We start from the raw sequence: 13,326 nt of genomic DNA, 5'->3' as shown, positions 1-13,326 counted from the left end.
GCAGTACTGATAAGGAGACAGCCATGGAAAAAGCAGCAGTGTTTAAAAGTAACCGTAGCCAGGCGGTGCGTATGCCGAAATCCCTAGCGCTGCCTGAGAACATTACACGTGTTGATGTTATTGCCTTGGGCCGCGCGCGCTTAATCACCCCCGTAGGTGAAGCGTGGGACAGCTGGTTTGATGGTCAAAGTGTCACTGCAGACTTTATGAGTGAACGCGAGCAGCCAAACGAACAGGAACGCGAGGCGTTTTGATGCTTAAGTACATGCTTGACACCAATATCTGCATTTTCACGATCAAACATAAACCTCCCCATGTTCGTGAGACCTTTAATCAGCATAGCGACCAGCTCTGCATCAGCACCGTGACACTCATGGAGTTGGTGTATGGTGCTGAGAAGTCCGCTTCTCCCGAGAAAAACTTGAGTGTGATAGAAGGATTTGCAGCGCGGCTGGAAGTTCTCGATTACGACTCCAGCGCCGCCTATCACAGTGGCCAGCTACGTAGCGAGCTAGCCAAAGCGGGCACACCCATCGGCCCATATGATCAGATGATTGCCGGGCATGCTCGTTCAAGAGGCCTGATTCTGGTAACCAATAATCTAGGTGAGTTTAGTCGCGTCCCAGGGCTTCGAGTAGAGGATTGGATTTAGACGGCCATTCACCCCCCAGCAGGTATCTCTACCCATGATCAAAACAGCGTTAGCGTTAAGCACCCTATTACTTATCAGCGGGTGCGCTCAAAACAGCAATACCGCCGCATCAGGCGCGCCGGGCTCAGGTACATCAACCGAGCAAAGCGAGCCCCACCACCAGATGACCGACCAATGGGTCGGCCGATGGATTGGCGTTGAAGGGTTATTCCTGGAGATCAGCAAGGACGAGCCTGCAGGCCCGGGGCATTATCGCCTTCACATGCGCTACGGCCTGGATGCCGATCAAATCGGCACCTTCGAAGGGCAGGCCACAGCCGAGGGCATCCGCTTCAACCGAGGGGACGGCCCACAGCTGCTTCGTGCGGGCGACGGCGAAGCCACCGGCATGAAGTGGCTATTGGAAAAGGAAGACTGCCTGATAGTAGCAACAGGTGAAGGTTATTGCCGCGACTGATCTGCGCGGCAAGGACTCAAGGAGCGGAGGGATGAAATCGGTTAATCGCCCGCCACTTCAGAAAAGTGGCCCGATTTATCCAGGGTGTACTTATACCACCGCTGCTTTAAGCGGCAACCAGCCTCTTTACTTTAAGCTCTTTGCGATGCTGCTCGGCATGCCAGAGTTCGTATTGGGACTGCTGGTTCAGCCAGCTTTCCGCAGAGGTATCAAACGCGATAGAAAGCCGCACCGCCATTTCAGGGCTAATACCGGCCTTGCCGTTCAGCACAGCACTGAGCGTTTTGCGACTTACGCCGAGCGCTTCCGCAGCGGCTGTAATAGTAAGACCAAGGGGCTCCAAGCAAAGCTCGCGTAATACTTCTCCAGGGTGGGGAGGATTGTGCATCAGCATAGTCGGTACCTCAGTGGTAATCTTCGTAATTCACGATCTCGGCATCAGTATGGTACACATCAAAAAGAGTCGAGAAACTTGCTATGCTAGTTCAGAAAAGTGGCCCGCTTTATCCAGTGTGTATTCACCAAAATCCCGCGCCAAATAAAGCGACCCCGAATAGACGCTCCGGGCTTCTTGTCGGATGTCCTCAATAGACGGCGACGCATGGGGGTTGAGCTGGTAACGGGGACTAAAGTGCGTCAGCACCAGATTGGGCAGCTGTACCGATTCGGCAAACGCGGCGACAAGCTTGGCGTAGCTATGCCCTACATCACCGGCCTTCTGGGCCATCTCTTCGGTGTAGGTGGCTTCATGCACCAGCACCTGTGCCCCCGCGCACGCTTCAAACAGCAAGTCAGGCTGGTCATTGTCCCCAGCGATCACGACTTTTCTCGGCTTGTGCTTGAAGATCAGGTAGTCATGGCTTCTTAAGCGCTCACCCTCAAACTCAACATCAAACCCTTGCTTCAACTGCCCCCACAACGGCCCTCTCGGAATGCCCTTTTGCGCTAACTTATCCACGTCCAAGGCAGCGTCGACCTTTGTCTCCGTAAACCCATAAGCATAAGACAAAGCCCGGTGTGAAAGCCTGAAAGTGGTAACCGCGATGCTCTCAAACTCGACGCTGGGCAGCTCGTCCGAGTCGATAAATTCCAGGGCGAAGGGCAAACATAGCTGTGTGGCCTCACAGGTGGCCTCAAACCACGCTTTGATGCCTGTGGGCGCCACAATGGTAAGCGTCGTTTTCCGTCCACCCATTCCCGCACTCGCCAGTATGCCCGGCAGCCCATAGCAGTGATCGCCGTGAACGTGAGTAATAAAGATGGCTTTCAGCGAATGAAACGACAGCTTCGTGTGCAAGACCTGATGCTGGGTGCCCTCACCACAATCGATCAGGTACCAGCCTTTGCCTTTGCTCTCGCGCAAAGCGACGCCGGAGACGTTTCTTGTTTTAGTGGGTACACCAGCGGAGGTGCCGAGGAAGAGTAAGTTCATAGCTTATTTTGATCTCTTATGTACTTGCTTTGGAAGCAAGACTGTAGTCTCCCAGTTAGCTATGTGTAAAAAAACTGCCTTGAGATAGGTGTTAGAAATATATCAATGCAGCAGAAATCTATCGGCATCGGCATTAGCACATTTATTACCAAAATAAACAACCAATAATGTAGCAAGCATGAAAGCTATTTCATCGGCAGACCTCAAGCTATACAAAACTAACATTGCTGATTACTACCATACACCCCTAAACCAACCAACAACAAAACCAAAGGCAATAATTATTAAAACCAATACAGCATAGAGAATCAAAACAATAATACCCAATGACTTAAACGGTTTACCTTCTATATCAAAAAAAGACATCAGCTTCCCTTTGCCACTATCAAATGAAAGACTAATCTTCATCAACACATAAGAAATAGTGTGCAACCAAAGCCAAATTGATGTTAACAAACTAGAATAGAAGGCAATCCCTTCTGGAAATGCGTAAAAAACTTCAGTCTCCCATCCTCCTTTTATCAAAATAGTTCCATCAGATTGCCTTTGGAGCATATCAGATGTTAAATCATTTAATGTATTAAGCAATATCGGCAGCTGATCGAGATTAACCCAAACTAACAACGATGTGTCAAAGCCAATCCATACAGGGTTTACAATGAAGTACTTTGCAAACGAGAAGCCAATATAAAAAATCAAGATAGAAAAAGACAAATCAAAAGCTAAAACAAAAAAAAGCTTTATAATACCATTTGGCTTGGATTTCTTCACTATTAACCTTGTAAGACTTACTGAGATAAAATCTAAAATCACTACAGACAAAAGTAGCAATAAACCATATTCCAAAATCAAATTATAAATTCCCTCTTCAGAGAACCACGACCTATATTTTGGAAATATGAAAATGCATACTAGTGTTATAACAACCATCCAGCCAAGGCTTAATGCAAGCGATCTCAAAAATGACTTTAGGCTTATAATTTTTTCACCAAAATATACATCAGAAGCTAATGTAAATGTAAGAAAAGAGTGGCGAAAGGTAGGCGTAGATTTGTAATTTTTGACTATATTTTTAATTTTTTTCTTACTTTCTGAATTTACTGCATCATCTGCAAGACTTGAAACATTATAAACAAATACCGACAGCCCACCAAGACCTGCAATTAAAAGCCAGCTAAATGCAATAAAGCTCAATTTTATATCTCCTGCTAAGACTTTGCATAGTTACTTTTCATTTAACAACCTAAAAGACTGACTGAATAAAAACAGTCACTCTTTTAGAAAAACCACAACAAAAGAAAGACTTATAAACTAAAATCAATTCACTTTATACTCCTATCCAGCTCAGCAAAAAATCTTGCAACACTTCCAAAATTTTCTTCATCACCAATCCATAAATCACATAATTTTGTAAATAGGTCATCGTATGATAAAGCTAGCGATTTAGCCATTTCCACAAAATAGTCATGATGATCTAAGCCTGCACAAATTTCCTTTGCCATTGCTACATCCTCTACTGATTTACCTATATGACTTGCCAAATGAGTTAATTCTTCTCTTCTCAAATATGAAATTATAAGTTCTTCAGGTGACAAAGAAGATGGTAAAAAAACGAAATTCTCAAATCCTTGCAGATCTTTTGCCAATCTTTCTCTACAATCTCCATCAAACACTGCTAAGAATGAAAAGTCTGTCATCGTGCTAGGATAACGTTTCAGGTCTAATAAAACATCACCTTCTGAACCTGAACAATGATAAAGAAAACTATCTAAAACAAATAAAGGTGAAACTTTAATAAGCGACTTAGCAAACAAATAAGCTGCGTGATCTTCGTAAAACAGAAGTCCTTTTTTCGGAGCCATAAGCCCAAGAACATCCATGCGTTCAAAGTGTGAAGCCGCGTTGAAAAACTTTGTCTGTTGTAAAATACGACACATTATGTGTATATGAGATCGTGGAATCTTTCTTAATATATGCTCTGAGTGGGTAGATATTAAACATGCTGTCCCTTCCGTTGCTAATGTCATTGCAAGCACATCACACAACCGGTTTTGGATTAGAGGAGGAAGGAAGCTTTCTGGCTCTTCTATAATTAACAAACAGTTGCTTTTTGACTTCCTAATATAATCAATGATCCAAAAATAATATAATAGTGACAGTTCGCCAAGCCCCATGTTCCTACTATCATACTTAACCCCCTCCCTGTCGACCGTAAAAAAAGGAAGCATTGGAAAAGAGTCGTATTCATCTTCAATATTTATAATTTCAATAGATGAGTATTCTGTATTGGTTATAAAACTTGCAAGCTTTAGCTCATCTTCAGATAATGGAACAGAACTTAAAGCTTCTAATAGCTCATTAAAATTATCTTGTTGATTGAATAGATTCTGGATCTCTGGAATAAGCGAGCAAGGATCAAACAGTAAACATAAAATATCTTGTTCAATTTCATTGTCTTCGAAAGGAACCAGATTTAGTGAAAAATCTTCTCCTGAAATAGTCAAATCGAGCTCAATTTTACTTTTATCTAAAAGATTTGAGAATTTCTTTCTATTGCTTGAATCACACATTAACGAATTATAAATAGCTCGTATAAAACTACTTTTACCAACTCCATTTTTTCCAACAATAGCATTTACGCCAGGCTTTAGTTTTAAGCTGGCATTCCCAAAAATCTCACCTTCGCTAAACACCATGTCTTTAACTACTAAAGAGTAGTCTCTCTTAAAAGCAGTTCGCCAATGATCATTCATCTTAGCTTGGCGTAAATTAATCATAATTTCTGACCCCACGAAAGACTATCCGCAATCTCCTCAAGGCTTTTCTCGGTTATAGATGAAGGAGCAATTGTCGCCAAATAATGCATAGAGTCATACACAGCCAATGTTTTAGAATTTTGATCTTTTACTTCCGGAAAATAAGATACAAACAACAGCCATAAACACATATCTCTTAAAACTACTGAAGAAGTATCTGCTACTCGCGAACCACTCCTATCCTGATATATAGCTATGACTTTATTTACCAACCCTTTATTTATCCCTTTAGGCAAATAACTTATATCAACTGAACTATTAATTTCTTTTCTTATAACTTCAAAGGTCAAGAAAAATTCTTTAAGCGCTTCTTCAGAATTAAACAACCTACGATATGAGCAAATGAATATTAGCCAGCTTAACGTAGAGGCCTTATTCAACTTAACTGACCTATCAGTATAAATCAAACAATTGTAAAACGTTAAAAGAACGTCTTCGGCCTCAACAATATAATTACTGGAGAATCCATCACTATCTCTATATCGAGACGTAACAGTATTAGCAGTTATTTTTCTTTTTAGTGTGCCAAGTTCGAGAGTAAGTAAAAATTTTGATATTACATCATCATAAGCCATCCTCGAATTAGAAAAGCCCAATGTCTCACGGCTGTAACCTAACTCTATCATAACTTCCGACAAGTCTTTTACCTGCTGTCGAGCTTCACCAAAATATGCATTTCTTTGTTCAGCTGACGTTAAATTTGTCGGTTGATTTAAACGATAAAACAACTCACCAGGCTCGCCGGGCTTATAGTCAGATATTGTTAACAGTCTAATTGTAAAATCTTCAATTTTTCCCGAGATATTTTTTGGAAGATCAGCCCATGATAGTCCATCCAACTCCATAATATATGGTTCAACTGGATCTAAATTACCATTGATGGAAAACTCACCCTCTAAAAAGTCGCGTATAGCAGCTAATCGTTGCTGACCATCTAACACTTCTTGCTTTTCACTATTTGGAACTTTTATTACATGGATAGGTGGAATATGCCAACCACGCAAAATACTATCAATTAAGCGTTGTTTTTTAGGTCTCCCCCAAACTTCACCACGTTGAAAGTTTGGTTGCAAATCAAGCCTTTTTTGCTTTATTTTTCTATACAAAGTGGCAATATCTGGGTCAGAAGGTGTTAAATGCATTCTTTTTCCTAATATCGAAGAGCACTTATTAACTATACATTAGCTCTTAGGTTAACCACACTTCCTGAAGAAATGTAGCCGATCATTCATTAAGGTTATACCCCCATCTGATTGACTTTACTCCATTAGCTATCTTTTTAGCAAAAGTAAATTCGGAGATACGCTTCAATTTCGTCTCCCGAAAACTTTGCTATATCTATCCTCACGCAAGCACAGTAGATACGATCTCCCCACCAAACCACTGCTGCTTAAGCCCCCGCTGCTTTTCCAACAACAAAGTTAGGTAGTCACGCAAAGGATGGGCTGTTGGCAGCGCGGCAAGGTGCTTGCGAAGCCGCCGTTGGTAGGGGAACTGTTCAGCAGGCACATGCAGAGTCGTGGCGTTTTGGGTGAGCCATTCGATGGTAGGCAGGAGCAAGTGGGTGGCGTTGCTGTCGAGCGCTAGCGTGACGCCTTTTACATCGAAATCACCGGCGTAGATATGTGGTCGTCGGGTTTTGTGCCAAGCCTCTGCCAGTAAGGCAAAGCCTCCACCGTAGTGGCTATCACCGCGGTAGACGACCAGCGGGTTAATGTAGCTCTTTAGTACAGGAATATCCGGCGAGAACTCATAGAAGCTGTCCAGGTTTTCAACCTGGATTAGAGCGCTGAACGCGCTCAGTTTTAGCCCTAGTACATCCACATCACGAATAGTGCGCTGCTCGTTGGCAAGCCCTGCTATTGGCTGGGGCGGAAAACTGACGAGTACCCTTCGCGCACGGGGGCTTTCGCGGGTGGCCTTGTCTTCTTCTACGCCCTCTTTCGCTTGGGCGCTGCTGGTCAGTCCGCTGAGTGAGCGGCCCAGTGGCGCTATTCGGGCGCTATCTAACACGTCATTAATCTGCGCCAGTAAGGCGGCGTCAAAACGCAGTGCTTTACTGTTGATGCGCGAGGCCAGGTCAATGTCGTGCTGGTGGCACCAAGCCACTACGTCGTCTACCCACTGGCGGCGGGGCTTCTCCACCGTGGGCTGGCGGAGAAGTTCGCGGGCCACACCGTTCAGCCCATTGCGGGCGCGGCTGGGTAGGTTCATACGGCCAGCTGCAGTTCTACATCGTGGATCAGGCGTAGGTTGTTGAATTGGCTGGCCTGGCTCTCCTGCTGTTTGAGCCGAAACGCGCGCTGGTCGCTGCGCGGTAGGCCCTGGTATTCGGAAATCACTTGGAACAGCCAGATTTCATCCGGCCATTCCAGCGGGCTTTCGTGCAGGTACGCAAGGGCGCTGACCGGCTCCGCCAGGGGCTGGTCGATCACGCTCAAATAGAAGTGTTCCACATCCTGCTTGAGCGCCTGCTGGCGGGCGGCGGCGAGGCTACTTTCTTGTGCTTGTGCAGGGGCGGCGGCTTCTACGGTTTGGGTGGTGTGGCGCGGTTGGGGTAGCTGGTGCAGCAGCTCGGCGAGCAGTCGGCTATCCAGGTTACGATCAATCGCTGGGGCAGCAGCCGCGCTTAGCGGTGCGGCCTGATTAACCAAGTTGGGTACATCGCTGCGCCTTGCATAGTTGCCCGGCACAAAGCCTGGATGTTCGCGCATGAAGGCGGCCATGCCGCTGATCAGGCGGCTACGCGCCTGCTGCTTGCGAAAGCGCGCCATCAGCTCGATCAAGCGCCGCTGCACTTCGCGCAAACCGGTGTAGTGCTGGCTTAACTGCTGTTGAAGCTGGCTGATCAACAGTTTGCGCAGGCTGCCGTCACTGCCTACCAGTTCAATTAATTCGTCGAAATCGATCAACGCCAGGCCATCCAAAAGCCTCGCGATCTGTTTCTGGGCGCGGTCGTTTTCGCGGATCTTGTCGTTGAGCTGGCTGACAAAGCCGAAATCGCTATTTAGCCGCTGCCATAAGCTGTCGATGGCATCGGCAAAGCGTCCGTTCAGGTCGTCGACCTCCTGGCGCAGGCGCATCAACTGCTGCTCCAGCCGCCAGTGCTCGCCGCGGCTACGCGCCTCCCGGTAGCTGTGTACCAATGAGCGAATCAGCTCCAGGGTTTCCGCCACGTCGGCATTCACATGGCGGCGGGTCTCGTCGGCGAGCATCTCGGCGATCAGTTCGCGCACCTTGGGCGCCAACTTCACGCCGCTCTGCTCATCCGGCCGCCATAGAACGCGCGCTGCCAACAGCTTACGCAGCGCGCTGTCGCTGAGTGATTCCAGCGGCACTTCATCGCGGGTGTAGGCCTGCATCAGCGCCTCGGAATGCTTGCCGAGCAGTGCCAGCCGTTCGCTGCCGGTTTTCAGCAGGCGGCTTTCAAGCTCATTCCCACGGCTGTTCACGCTCGTACTCACAACAGCGCCTCCTGGGCGCCGGAGCCCTCCTCGCTACCTGCTTCGATGGGCAGGTTCTCTTCATCGCGGATAAAGCGCACCAGATCCACCAGGTAGTCGATCTTGCCGGTGACCACAAACACCTGCCGCTCTGAATGGGGCTGGAGCAGGTAGCCGTGCTCTTTCAAGCGCTTGAAGACTTGTTTCACCTGGGCATCGAGCTGGTCACTTTGCGAGCCAAAAAAGCTGTCGGTGGCCAGGCGCTCCAGGCGTTCACGCAGGCTTTGGTTGTCTTCACACTTGGCGCTGAATTCCGCTGGTTTAAGCACATCGCCGGGGGCGGCCAGGGTATCGCGGCCTAACGCTTCTTGAACCAGCTGCAGCCACTCCAGCAGCGGCAGCAGGCTATTGAGCGTGTCATTAAGCTGACGCGACAGCTGATCTCGGGCGTTGTCATTGAGCTGGCGCCAGGCGAGGAAGTAGACGCTGCCCTCTTCGTTGCTGGCCAGGCGGCGATTGAGCGGCCGCAGGTAGGTGTCGATCTCCTCGCGGGTCTCTTCATTGGTGAGATGGCGATAGCCGCTCTCATCGCTGATCGGGCAGACAAACTCACCGGCCAGCAAGCGCTCAAGCAGTGGGCCATGTTCGATCATGCTGTCACCTCCTGCTGACGTTCCTGGAGCCGTTCGGCCAGGCGGCTTAGCCGTGGTTCGATGCGTTTTAACACCCGCTTGTTGGGGTTGGTTTGATCACGGTCGATCAGGTAGCGGTTGGCGAACAGCAGCAGCACATCGGATTCTGGATTGGGGAAGGCGCCGACGATATGAATACGGTTGCTGTCGCAGGCGTCGAACAGTTTTTCGACGTTGTGGTACGCCAGCGTGCCGATCTCATCGATGGGCCAGTGAATGGCGATGTCCGCATCGCCGCGCAGCAGGCGAGTAAACGCCAGCAGAAATTTACACAGAATCAAATACGCCATGCCGTGGCTGGAGGACTCTAGTAACTGGCGGTCGTTCTTGATGACCAGATCGGTGCCGCCTTCGTTCAGGTGCAGTTCCAGACGCAGCAGGCTTTCAAAACTGTACTGCTGGTCGCTGCGCAGTAGATCGACCACGTCCGCCAGGGTATTGAGGTAGTCGTCGCTGGGCAGCGTCTGGCCCGATTCGCGCCACTCTTTATAGCGCTGGGCGAACAGCTTCAACGGCTCCCAGAAGCCGAGTTCATCAATGGTCGACTGGATGCGCACTTCGGCCTTGGTGATGCCCTCCAGGCGCAGGTCATCGGCGACTTCTTCCGACAGCCGACGGCTCTGGGCGCTGATGCGCCGGTTCAAATCGCGGAACACGGTGAAGAACTTGTCCAGGTCGTCGCTCAGATTGCGGCCTTCCTGAATCAGCTGCTGCTGTTGGTCTTCGAGCAGTTTGAGCATGTCGCGCAGTAGCGGCAACTGTAGGCGCGGGTTGTCGCTTTGCAGCTTGCTGCGCTCGCTCTCCAGCGCTTCGGCGAAGCCGCTACTGGCGTCCTTGATCAGTTGGCTCTCGACCTCCAGGCAGCCACGGCGCAGCTGTTCGATCTGCTGGTGGCGATTGCCCAGGGCCTGGCGGGCGCGCTCGATGCGCTCGTCCACATCGCCCAGCGGTGCGCTGGGGGTTTGGCCGTCAGGCTCGATGGCCAAGGCTTCCAGTTGCGTAAGCAGCGGCTTCAAGGCCTCCAGGCAGGCGTGTTCACTTTCCCGCTGTGTTTTCAGCGTGCTGACCGTGCTCTGGTGGGTTTTACGCGCGGCCTGGAAGTCGTTTTTCAGATGCTCCTTGTCACGCTGCAGCTTTTGTTCCGCCTGTTCAAGCTCCGCTTCTTGCGCGACCAGCTGCGGCTTGTGCTGCCCCCACTCAACGCGCATAAAGCGAGTGTATTCGGTCAGTTCCTCCTGACGAGCTGCGGTGATGCGGATGCGTTCATCCTGGCCTGCCAGCCGCTCCTTGGTATCTTTTAGCTTGGCCGGGTCGACGCCCTGCTCGGCCAGTTCCTGGCTAAAGGCCTCTTCCAGTTCCGCGCGCTGACGCTGGTGTTCGGTATTAGCGTCACTCAACTGCTGTTTATACTGGCGCAGCTGGGCCTCCAGGCTATCCACCTGGCTCTGGCTATCGGCCTTTAGCTCTAATAGCTGGCTTTGATGGGTTTCATTTAACGCTGCAAGCGCCTGTTGCTTCTCTTCGCGCAGCTCGTTTTGAGCCTGTTCCTGGCGGGCCAACGCGGTTTGATGGGCGGCACGACGCTCTTGCTGGCGCTTGGTATGGCGCTCCTGCTGTTGGCGACGCGCCTCAAGCGCAAACTCGACTTCCTGCTCGGCGCGCTTGTGGGCCATGCGGCCCTGATCCTGGGCTTCATCGGCCTGCTGTACCCGCTCGTTATGCTGCTTGAGCGTTTTCTCGGCGGCCTGGCACTCTGCCTGCACCCGGCGCTTGGCAGTATCCGCCTCTTCGATGGCGGCCAGCAGGCTGGCTTCATCCTGGGCGTAGTCGGGCAACGCGATGGCAGAAAGATCCAGCGCCAGCCCGAACAGGTCGTCGCTGCCGCCTTCCGCCAACTGCGGGGCAAGATCGCGACGCTCCAACAGCTCCGGCGCAATCACCTTGCCTAACTGCTGCTCCCAACCGGGGCGGTGATAACGCAGAAAATGACGCAGACTGCCCTGCTCGGGGTCGCGCTGCTGATAGAGCGCAAAACTGCGCTGCTCGGCGCGCTCAAGCTGCTGGCGAAGCTGCACCAGCTGCTGTTCGATGTCATCACGAGCGCGGCGGCCGCTTTCAAACTCGCGGCGCAGGCCGTCCAAGGTAGCGGCCGATGCGTTGCGCTCCTGCTGGGCTTGATCCAGACGCGCCTGGGCAAGCTCCGCCTCATTGGCCTCTTCGGCGGTCTGGGTCGAGAGCGAGAGCTGCGCCTTGAGCTCGGCTAGCTGCTCAACGCCGAGTTCCAACTGCGCCTGATACTCGCCCTCCAGGCGCTGGCGCTCCTGCTGGTAGCGCTCATTAAGCTGCTGTTCGGCTTCCCACTGCTGCTCCCGGCGCAGGGCTTTCTCTTCGACCAGGGAGTCGATCAGTTCCTGGGCTTCGCGGGTCTGGCGGGCCAGCGCCTCGGACAATTCGCGCAGTCGCCCGTCCAGGCGTGCCTGACTCTCTTTTACCGCGTCCTGCATCACGTTCAAGTGAGTGCGCAGCTGGTCGCGCTGTTCGCGCCACTGGGGCAGCGCGTTGATATCGCGCTCCAGGGCGGGCATATCCGCATCCGCATACCGCTCGTATTGGGTTTGCAGGTCGTTCAAGCGGCGCTGGGTCTGCTGCAAATCGCTGACCACTTCGCTGTGCTGGTCGTTCAGCGCGTCCCGCGCCTGGGCGTAGTCACTTTCCCGCTGCTGAAATTCCCGCTGATGGCGGGCGAGCTCAGCATCGACATCGGCCATCTGGCGCTCTGCCCGCTGGCGGTCGTCTTCAAGCTGGGGCTTGAGTTGCCATAGCGTGGCATCAAGATGGACAAGTTCACGATCAATACCGGCAAGCCGGGCGAGCGACGCCTGCAGCGGCTCCAGCCGCATGGACTGGCGCATTTGGGCAATCCACTCTCGCGCCTTGGTGTTGCGAATTCGCGTTACCGGCAGCTCGACGCCATCCTCTTCGAAAATCGCCGCCAGCATGGTCTTGAGGGTGTCCATCTTGCCCTCTTTGGCATGTACCGCCGAGACCAGCTTTTCGATATGGCGAATGCGGCGCTCGGGTTTGACCAGGCTAAACTGCGCGGCGATCTGGCGCAGCTTGAGGCCGTCGCGGCTGTTGCCGTGCAGCTGGGTAAAATCGTTTTGGATCACCGAGCGAAATTCAGAGGTAGCACCGAGCTTGGGCGACACAGGCGTACCGCTGCGCCGTAGGCCGCTGGCCCACTGGGTATAATCCAGCGCGGCAACGCCCGCCTCGCTTTCCACCAGATAATCTTCCGGCTGGTACGGCGCGCCGACAAAGCGATACTCCACCCCACCTTCCTGTTTACGTGTCAGCACCGCCTGGCAGATATTGCCCGCTTCACGGCGATATTCATACACCAGGTAGCTGTTGCGATGAGGCAGGTAAAACGCATCAAACTTCATGCGGGTTTTAGGCACGACCTTGTTGGGAAGCTCGCCGTAAAACACCGGCACCAACCGCTGTAGCGTGGTTTTACCGGAGGCGTTGGTGCCGCAAATATTGGTGTGGCCGTCCACACTTAGTTCGACCACCCCTTCCAGGTGGCCGTGAATCATCACGATGCGAAGCAGGTGGGCCATACCGTGTCCTTTCAGTGACTATCTCAATGACTATGCGGATCTTTTTGCTGATCGCTGAAAGCGGCTAGTTTGCCAGACACTGAGCCAAGCAGCATCTTCTGGCGACACTAGTTTGTCTGTGTCTTGGAAACCCTTAGCTTCATGACGTTTTCTTTCTGCACCCTTTCTGCAACGCTTTCTGCATTCAGCAGTTTGCAAAAAGAGCCACGAT

At 51.1% G+C, this 13,326-nt stretch carries 12 protein-coding genes; 3 read left to right on the top strand and 9 right to left on the bottom strand.

The annotated features are described in order from the left end of the window. Positions 1–23 precede the first annotated feature (23 nt). The 3 genes from vapB to ACFFLD_RS06110 are packed head-to-tail and all read left to right on the top strand — an operon-like array spanning position 24 to position 1,109. On the top strand, positions 24–254 hold the full coding sequence (gene vapB / locus ACFFLD_RS06120; RefSeq protein ID WP_386038105.1) for a type II toxin-antitoxin system VapB family antitoxin: 231 nt from the start codon (positions 24–26) through the stop codon (positions 252–254). Continuing rightward, a complete protein-coding gene (vapC, locus tag ACFFLD_RS06115) occupies positions 254–652 on the top strand; it encodes a type II toxin-antitoxin system tRNA(fMet)-specific endonuclease VapC (protein ID WP_386038102.1) in 399 nt (132 codons plus the stop codon). The genes vapB and vapC overlap by 1 nt, the downstream gene beginning before the upstream one ends. Positions 653–686: 34 nt before the next feature. After that, positions 687–1,109: a hypothetical protein gene (locus tag ACFFLD_RS06110; protein WP_386038099.1), complete on the top strand. Its 423-nt coding sequence runs from the start codon at positions 687–689 to the stop codon at positions 1,107–1,109. A gap of 106 nt (positions 1,110–1,215) precedes the next feature. Here ACFFLD_RS06110 and ACFFLD_RS06105 read toward each other — a convergent pair whose 3' ends face one another. From ACFFLD_RS06105 to ACFFLD_RS06065, 9 genes are all read right to left on the bottom strand, one after another. Beyond that, positions 1,216–1,503, bottom strand: coding sequence for a HigA family addiction module antitoxin (locus ACFFLD_RS06105; RefSeq protein ID WP_386038096.1), 288 nt, complete (start codon positions 1,501–1,503; stop codon positions 1,216–1,218). Positions 1,504–1,584: 81 nt separating this feature from the next. After that, the gene (locus ACFFLD_RS06100) at positions 1,585–2,541 is read right to left on the bottom strand and encodes a ribonuclease Z (protein ID WP_386038093.1); all 957 of its coding nucleotides are present in this window, start codon (positions 2,539–2,541) and stop codon (positions 1,585–1,587) included. A 234-nt stretch (positions 2,542–2,775) separates the two neighbouring features. Then, positions 2,776–3,735 (bottom strand): hypothetical protein, encoded by a 960-nt coding sequence (locus ACFFLD_RS06095; RefSeq protein ID WP_386038090.1) that lies wholly within the window; start codon positions 3,733–3,735, stop codon positions 2,776–2,778. A 128-nt stretch (positions 3,736–3,863) separates the two neighbouring features. Continuing rightward, positions 3,864–5,318: an ATP-dependent nuclease gene (locus ACFFLD_RS06090; RefSeq protein WP_386038087.1), complete on the bottom strand. Its 1,455-nt coding sequence runs from the start codon at positions 5,316–5,318 to the stop codon at positions 3,864–3,866. After that, positions 5,315–6,499: a DUF262 domain-containing protein gene (locus tag ACFFLD_RS06085; protein ID WP_386038084.1), complete on the bottom strand. Its 1,185-nt coding sequence runs from the start codon at positions 6,497–6,499 to the stop codon at positions 5,315–5,317. The genes ACFFLD_RS06090 and ACFFLD_RS06085 overlap by 4 nt, the downstream gene beginning before the upstream one ends. A gap of 202 nt (positions 6,500–6,701) precedes the next feature. Further along, entirely contained in the window at positions 6,702–7,571 is an 870-nt protein-coding gene (locus tag ACFFLD_RS06080; protein ID WP_386038081.1) for a DUF7281 domain-containing protein, read from the bottom strand. Next, on the bottom strand, positions 7,568–8,821 hold the full coding sequence (locus ACFFLD_RS06075; RefSeq protein WP_386038078.1) for a hypothetical protein: 1,254 nt from the start codon (positions 8,819–8,821) through the stop codon (positions 7,568–7,570). Before ACFFLD_RS06075 ends, ACFFLD_RS06080 begins: the two co-directional genes overlap by 4 nt. Further along, the gene (locus ACFFLD_RS06070; RefSeq protein WP_386038075.1) at positions 8,818–9,453 is read right to left on the bottom strand and encodes a condensin complex protein MksE; all 636 of its coding nucleotides are present in this window, start codon (positions 9,451–9,453) and stop codon (positions 8,818–8,820) included. Before ACFFLD_RS06070 ends, ACFFLD_RS06075 begins: the two co-directional genes overlap by 4 nt. Next, on the bottom strand, positions 9,450–13,115 hold the full coding sequence (locus ACFFLD_RS06065) for an ATP-binding protein (protein ID WP_386038072.1): 3,666 nt from the start codon (positions 13,113–13,115) through the stop codon (positions 9,450–9,452). The genes ACFFLD_RS06070 and ACFFLD_RS06065 overlap by 4 nt, the downstream gene beginning before the upstream one ends. Positions 13,116–13,326 lie beyond the last annotated feature (211 nt).

Origin of the sequence: Vreelandella sulfidaeris (assembly GCF_042429665.1) — a bacterium.
Classification (GTDB): domain Bacteria; phylum Pseudomonadota; class Gammaproteobacteria; order Pseudomonadales; family Halomonadaceae; genus Vreelandella.
The sequence above is the reverse complement of the archived record's forward strand: the minus strand, read 5'-3'. Positions and strand labels throughout refer to the sequence as shown.